The 6,000-nt window shown below is 42.9% G+C and carries 4 protein-coding genes; all 4 read left to right on the forward strand.

Going from position 1 to position 6,000, the window contains the following annotated elements; translation table 11 throughout:
- The first annotated feature begins 39 nt into the window (after positions 1 to 39).
- The 4 genes from HWQ23_RS05550 to HWQ23_RS05565 all read left to right on the forward strand — a co-directional run bounded on the left by HWQ23_RS05550 (position 40) and on the right by HWQ23_RS05565 (position 5,847).
- On the forward strand, positions 40 to 2,259 hold the full coding sequence (locus HWQ23_RS05550) for a peptidase domain-containing ABC transporter (RefSeq protein WP_292824718.1): 2,220 nt from the start codon (positions 40 to 42) through the stop codon (positions 2,257 to 2,259).
- A 31-nt stretch (positions 2,260 to 2,290) separates the two neighbouring features.
- Positions 2,291 to 3,793: a beta-barrel domain-containing protein gene (locus tag HWQ23_RS05555; RefSeq protein WP_292824721.1), complete on the forward strand. Its 1,503-nt coding sequence runs from the start codon at positions 2,291 to 2,293 to the stop codon at positions 3,791 to 3,793.
- 498 nt (positions 3,794 to 4,291) lie between these two features.
- Positions 4,292 to 5,188 (forward strand): AraC family transcriptional regulator, encoded by an 897-nt coding sequence (locus HWQ23_RS05560; protein ID WP_292824724.1) that lies wholly within the window; start codon positions 4,292 to 4,294, stop codon positions 5,186 to 5,188.
- Positions 5,189 to 5,334: 146 nt separating this feature from the next.
- On the forward strand, positions 5,335 to 5,847 hold the full coding sequence (locus HWQ23_RS05565) for a quercetin 2,3-dioxygenase (RefSeq protein ID WP_292824727.1): 513 nt from the start codon (positions 5,335 to 5,337) through the stop codon (positions 5,845 to 5,847).
- The last annotated feature ends 153 nt before the right edge of the window (positions 5,848 to 6,000 follow it).

Here is a 6,000-nt window from a genome sequence, read left to right on the forward strand (position 1 = left end):
ACCCGACTTTATTTTCTCCCCAATAATTGAAAAGAGAAAATGAAATACCAGGTTGTTCTTCAACACAATGAAGAAGACTGTGGTGCTGCTTGCATTGCCACAATCGCCAAACATTACGGACGCACCTTTACCCTCAACCGCGTCCGAGAAGCAGTAAGTACGGGTTCGCGAGGCACGTCCTTATTGGGATTGAAGCGGGGAGCGGAAACGCTGGGATTTAATGCCCGCCAAGTCAAAGCTACTCCCCAACTCATCGACCAATTGCACCAAATATGCCTCCCAGCGATCATTCACTGGAGAGGGAACCACTGGGTAGTGTTATATGGTCAAAAAGGCAAAAAATACGTAATTGCCGACCCTGGTATTAGCATCCGCTATCTCACGCGTCCAGAATTAATGGCGGGTTGGGCTAATGGCGTGATGTTGCTTCTTAGTCCTGATGACAGTCGCTTTTATCACCAAGAGTCTGATAAAATCGGTGGTCTTGGGCGTTATATCCAACGAGTTTATCCCTATCGTTTTATTATTGCCCAAGCGATCGCTATCAACATCGCCATTGGAATCCTTTCTTTGGCTACTCCGTTTATGATGCAACTGCTGACGGATGATGTGTTAGTGCGAGGAGATACCCAACTGCTAGCAACTGTAGCAATTGGGGTGATAACCATGAACCTGATTAGAAGTGTGATTAGCTTAGTGCAATCTCATCTAATTGGTCACTTTGGTCAAAGATTACAATTAGGGCTAATTCTGGAATATGGACGCAAACTCCTACATTTGCCTCTCTCCTACTTTGAAGCCCGACGCAGTGGGGAAGTTGTTAGTCGGATTTCTGATGTTCATGCCATCAATAATCTTGTTTCTCAAATTGTCCTCGGTTTACCCAGCCAATTTTTTATTGCTGTAGTTTCCTTAGGTTTGATGCTGTTCTACAGTTGGGAACTAACTTTAGCTTCCATCGCCGCTTTTATCGTGATTACGGCTGTTAGTTTGCTGTTTTTACCAGCTATCCGCCGGCAAACCCGCAATATGATTATTTCGGGTACAGAAAACCAAGGCTTTCTTGTGGAAACCTTTCGTGGTGTCCAAGTGTTAAAAACTACCCAAGCGACACCCCAAGCTTGGGAAGAGTACCAAGGGAATTACGGTCGGCTGGCTAACTTGGGTTGGACTACGATGAAATTAGGGCTTTACAGCAGTACCCTCGTCGGTGTTCTTTCCGCTTTCATTAATATTGGCATCCTCTGGATGGGTAGCAGCTTAGTAATTAATCAGACTCTAAGTATCGGGCAATTAGTTGCGTATAACGGCATGAGTGGTAACTTTCTCGGCTTTCTGAGTTCTGCGATTGGCTTAGTTGATGAATTTATTACCGCTCAAATAGTCATTCAACGCTTAACGGAAGTCATTGATGCTACTCCAGAAGATGAAAATGATTTTAAAAAGCCTTGGGCACAAATTCCTGGGGATGCAGAGATTAGCTGTACTCAACTCAACTTCCACCATCCAGGTAGAGTTGATCTGTTGTCAGATTTTTCCCTAACTATTCGCGGCGGTCAAGTAATAGCTTTAATTGGGAAATCTGGGTGCGGGAAGAGTAGCCTAGCTAAATTAATTACTGGTTTATATAAAATCCAGTCGGGTAATATTCGTTATGGTCTTTACAACCAGCAAGACTTGTCTTTAGAATGTCTGCGACAACAGGTGGTGTTAATTCCCCAAGAACCACATTTTTGGAGTCGTTCCATTATTGATAATTTCCGCTTCAGCTATCCTGACATTAGTTTTGAAAGTATTGTGGAAGCTTGTCAGATTGCTGGTGCGGATGAGTTTATCAGCAAACTACCCGATAAATATCAAACTATTTTAGGAGAATTTGGTGCAAATCTTTCTGGGGGACAGCGCCAAAGGTTAGCGATCGCTAGGGCAATAGTTACTCAACCCCCGATTCTGATTATGGACGAATCTACAAGTGCCCTCGACTCGGTAAGCGAAGCACAAATATTAGATCAATTGCTTTACCATCGCCAGGGTAAGACCACTATTATGATTAGTCACCGTCCAAAAGTCATCCAGCGAGCAGATTGGATTGTACTGCTAGAACTTGGACGCTTACAAATTCAAGGTACACCAGAAGAGTTGCGTCAAATCAAAGGCGACCATTTAAATTTCCTAGATGATATTGTGACATCAAAAAACGATTTAGCGATCGCAGCTTCTGGTTCCTACCTTAACAGCAAGCCTAGTGTGATTAATTAAATGATATTTTTCTTTAATACTGCACTAAAGTATGGTTAACAACACAGATTTTGTATCCCCAATTCAAACAAGCGAATTTTTACCACCACTTGGTCGTTGGACTAGCTTTGGCGGCATAATTATCCTTGGCATTCTCTGTTTAGCAATTCCAGTCGCAGCGATCGCTAAATATAAAGTCACAGTTAGAGGACAGGCGGTTGTTCGTCCAATCGGTGAATTGCGGGTTGTGCAAGCCACAACCGAAGGTCAAGTAATGCAGATTTATGTCAAACAAAATCAAGTTGTTAAAAAAGGAGATGCGATCGCAACCATTGACGATTCCCGTCTGCAAACTAAAAAAACTCAACTGCAAACTAATATCCAACAAGCTAAATTACAACTGGTGCAAACCTATGCCCAGATTCAAGCCTTCAACAGCCAGATTCGCGCCGAAACCGACCGCATTCACCGGATTATTACAGGCGCCGAAGCCGAATTAAGCGGTCGCTATCGGCAATATCAAGACAAAAAAATTACTACTGTTTCCGAGTTGCAAGAAGCTGATGCCAATATCAGAATTTCTGAAAGAGAATTGCAGATCGGTAAGGAACAGTTAAAGACAGCACAAGCAAATCTCCGTGCCTCGGAAGCGGCTTTGGGTGCAGCCACATCCAAAGAAAACCGTTATCAGAGTGTAGCCGCAGTCGGTGCCCTATCTAAAGACCAATTTGAAGAAGCACAACTGCTTGTGAAACAGCAAGAACAATCAGTCGAAGGGCAAAGAGGCGCCGTTGAGGCGCAAAAACAAACAATTCAACGCTTAGAACAAGCACTATCTGCTACTGTAGCAAGACGAGAACGCGCCCAAACTGCCCTCAACCCCAGTAATGCTGAAGTTGCTATTGCTACTGAGCGCATCGCCCAAGAAAAAGCCGGAGGAGAAAGCAACAAAGCAACTTTAGAAAAGGATCGCCAAGCTCTAGTTAAACAAAAAATTGAACTTGAAAAACAGCTAGAACGGGATACCAGCGAACTTAAACAAATAGAATTAGACTTAAGTCAAACCACCATCACAGCTACAGCTGATGGAATTATTTCTCAACTTAATCTCCGAAATCCCGGTCAAAGCCTGCGTGCTGGCGAGGAAGTGGTGCAAATTGTTCCTAGCAATGTCGCTCAGGTTGTAAAAGCAGCAGTGGCATCTGAAGATAAGAACAAGTTAAAAATTGGTCAAAAAGTCCAAATGCGGGTTAGTGCTTGTCCTTACCCAGATTATGGCACGCTTAAGGGTAAAGTCCAAGCGATTTCTCCAGATGCAATTACTCCCCAAAAGAATAATAGCGATTCATCTAATGACACGTCTGTTAGTCGGCAAAGACCAACGGCTGGTAGTTACTACGAAGTGACCATTGAACCGGAAAATCTAATTTTAGGTAAAGGGAAAAATCAGTGTCACATTCAATTAGGAATGGAGGGTAGGGTTGATATCATTTCCCGCGAAGAAACTGTACTGCAATTCTTCCTCAGAAAGGCGCGGCTAATTGGAGATTTCTAATGTTTTCGTTTTGCTGAAAAAAGTCGGGTTAAAAACCATAAAATACTCAGGGTAAATTATTAGGAAATAATTAAATATCTGGTGAAATTAAATATGCGTTACCCAGAACTCCTGTAGAGACGTAGCTACGTCTCTTATTTTTTGAGATTAGCTGATTCATGAGTGAATTTTACTCCGATTTAGACACTAGACCTGACTTTTCATGGGATCTGGAAAACCTCTCTCTAAATCTCTCTCCTAAAAGGAGAGAGACTTTGAATTTTCCCTCTTAGCTCGACTTTATCCAAAATTAAGAACTGGTTTTCTTTATCTGGCAAAAACAGTGGCTTTTTGGGAAATACTTTTTCCACTTTCTTTCTTGTACTTAAATATGGTTTAGCGCATCTTCATACAGAATTGGTATAACTCCAGATAGATATCAATGGGTAAGAAGGAGTGCTATTTGTAACCCAAGTATTTGTTCAATTTGGTAAGACTTCAACAGCCAGTAGAAGAATCATGACTACAGAACAGCCGTTAATACTTGATGCTACCAGCGACGAATTCATTTCAAAAATTGGTTCAAGTGCGCCCGTTCTTTCTAGTCAAAAAGGATTCTGGAATGGAGTCAGAGTTAGCTATTACGAATACCACAATGCCGTTGAGACCCCTGAGCATTGTTTCTCGCAGCATCTGATCACTATTCATCTCAATCACACCGTCGTGATCAAAGAGCAATTGCTGAATGGTCATCTACGATGCGATCGCTTCAGAAACGGCGATATTTGTTTAACCCCTGCAACTGCTCCTGTATCAGTCCGTTTACAGGATTCAAGCGAGTGGATTGCTCTACACCTTGAACCCAACTTTATCGAGCAGATCGCGGCTGAAGTGACCGATCCGGATCGACTTGAGATTATACCCCAATTCAAGTTAAATGACCCGTTAATTTATCAAATTGGGATTGCTCTAAAAGTAAATCTTGAGTCTGAGAATGTCTGCGATCGCCTCTACACCGAGTCAATGGCAACCGCACTTTCTGCTCATTTACTACGGCACTACTCGACCCAAAAGCCCAAAATTGCAAGCTATTCTGATGGATTATCACAGGCTCGATTACGACAAGTGACTGAATATATTCACCAGCATTCGGCGCAGAATCCTAGCCTGATGATTATGGCTGAAATGGTACAGATGAGTCCTTATTACTTTAGCCGTTTGTTTAAACAATCGACCGGGTTAACACCACATCAGTATTTACTCAAATGCCGCACAAAAGAGGCGAAACGGCTACTCAAAACTACAAATCTCTTGATCGCTGACATTGCAGTTCAGGTGGGCTTTGTCGATCAAAGTCACCTTAACCGCCATTTCAAGCGCCATTTTGGTATTTCACCCAACCAGTTCCGCGCTTAGAGCAAGAATGTACTGTCAAAAAGCAAGATCATCCAAGACAGTCAGGCTTCATTTCTCCTACGATTTCTAGAGATTGGTCAATCAAGGGATGAAAATTAAGCTTTTTCCACCATAAATTATAACCAATTGAGATAAAGGATTTATACATGAACGCACAAAACAAGCCACAAGCTTTTCAAGTTAATAGTGCTGAAGGTCGCGCTTACTGGGGTATGGGCATTCTCTGGATTATGCTGGCAACTGCCGAAGATACGGATGGACAATATTCCTGTATAGAAGAACTGATACCGCGCGGTCTGGCAGCACCACCTCACATTCATGAGGCGGCAGATGAAACCTTCTACATTATGGAAGGCGAAGCCACCTTCTTTGTCGAAGATCAGCCGATTAAAGCAACTGCTGGATCGTTTGTGTCAATTCCACGAGGCACAAAACACGCTTTTCAAATCGATTCTGAAACGGCACGATTACTCAATACTTATGTTCCCGCAGGTTTTGAGTACACGATTATGGCGACGACTGTGCCCGCAGAGGCACGCACATTGCCTCCGGCTTCACTGCCTTTTCCCGATCAAGAACAAGCTAATCAAGCGCTTGAGCAAGTCACCCAGCAGTATCCTGCGGCTAAAACCAAATTCTTACAAGGTTTCGCAAGCTGAATTACCCGACACCAGATGATCTAAGTACAGCATTCCATTAATTCGTAGCAAATTAAATTTGGCAATATCCTGCAATCTTAATGCGTCAGCTTGCATTGTTAATGCGTCAGCTTGCATTGTTAATGCGTCAGCTTGCATTGTTAATGCGTCAGC

The sequence above is a fragment of the Nostoc sp. JL33 genome, assembly GCF_017114985.1.
Taxonomy (GTDB): Bacteria; Cyanobacteriota; Cyanobacteriia; order Cyanobacteriales; family Nostocaceae; genus Nostoc.